Genomic DNA, 832 nt, shown 5'->3' on the forward strand with positions numbered 1-832 from the left:
GGTGGCGGTGGACGCGGCCGAGCCGGTGGCCACCGCCACCGCCACCGGCTCGGCCGGTGGACCGGTGACGGTGGGGGCCCGGCTGGCAGTCTGGCCGGACCGGGTGGTCGGCACGCTCGGCACCGGCGAGCTCGACGCGGCCGTCATCGACGACGCCCGGGGGATGCTCGCGCAGGGGCAGTGCGGTCAGCGCCGGTACGGGTCGCGCGGCCAGTGGCGCCGCGCCGAGGTCAGCGTGTTCGTGCAGGCGTTCGCGCCGCCTGCCCGCATGCTCGTGTTCGGCGCGATCGACTTCGCGGCCGCGCTCACCCGCGTCGGGGCGTTTCTGGGGTTCCGGGTCACCGTGTGCGACGCCCGGCCGGTGTTCGCCACCCGCGGACGTTTCCCGGACGCCCACGAGGTGGTGGTCGAATGGCCGCACCGTTACCTCGGGCGGACCGCTGTGGACCCGTCCACGGCGATCTGTGTGCTCACCCACGACCCGAAGTTCGACGTGCCGCTGCTGGTGTCGGCCCTGCGCACCCCGGCAGGCTACATCGGGGCGATGGGCAGCCGGCGCACCCACGCCGACCGGCTTGCCCGCCTGCGGGCCGCGGGGCTGACCGAGGAGGAACTGGCCCGTATCCGGGCGCCGATCGGTCTCGACCTCGGTGGCCGCACGCCCGAGGAGACCGCGGTGTCGATCGCGGCCGAAATCATCCAGCTGCGCTGGGGGGGAAGCGGCCGGCCGTTGTCGGTGACCTCCGGTCGTATCCACACTGAATTGTGACGTGCCGCATTGTGACGTGCCGCATTGTGACGTGCCGATCCGGCGCACCGGAGTCGAAAGTGC

At 73.4% G+C, this 832-nt stretch carries 1 protein-coding gene; it reads left to right on the top strand.

Features of this window, described 5'->3' with window-relative positions; all coding sequences use genetic code 11:
• Nucleotides 1–769 (top strand): XdhC family protein (locus DD1DGNOD_RS08610; RefSeq protein ID WP_241255576.1); only part of this gene is annotated, 769 nt, incomplete at its 5' end.
• Between the last annotated feature and the right edge of the window lie 63 nt (nt 770–832).

The organism is Candidatus Protofrankia californiensis (assembly GCF_900634765.1).
GTDB lineage: Bacteria > Actinomycetota > Actinomycetes > Frankiales > Frankiaceae > Protofrankia > Protofrankia californiensis.